The organism is Paraburkholderia sp. SIMBA_027 (genome assembly GCF_046535315.1).
Lineage (GTDB): Bacteria > Pseudomonadota > Gammaproteobacteria > Burkholderiales > Burkholderiaceae > Paraburkholderia > Paraburkholderia tropica.
The window spans coordinates 1-301 of the sequence record NZ_JAWRWY010000314.1; the positions used below are offsets into that span (position 1 = coordinate 1).

Annotated in this window: 1 pseudogene; it reads right to left on the bottom strand. The window is 73.4% G+C overall.

The features are described 5' to 3' along the window. Positions 1-95: 95 nt before the first annotated feature. A pseudogene (locus SB764_RS39235) lies at positions 96-301 on the bottom strand (pilus assembly protein); the annotation flags it as partial.

Below are 301 nucleotides of genomic sequence, written 5' to 3' on the forward strand. Positions count from 1 at the left end.
GGCCAATGCAGCAAGGGCCGCCAACCCCGCCATGACGACCGTACGCGCGCCCCCACGGCGGACGCCGCGCCAAACGACGAAGTGGGCATGCGTGATCATTGGCCGGCCCTCGCGACGGGCAGCAGCCTGTCGGCCGGCACCACGTCCGCCCATGCGGACAGCCAGTCCAGCGCAAGCGGCGCCGGGCGCCATGGTGCATCGGTAGCGGCGGCCACCGGCCCGGCCGCGCGCGCGACAGCCTGTGAGCGATCAGCAAACTGTCTCCATGTCGTCGTCGCCGCCGCGATGCGACGGCCCGCGT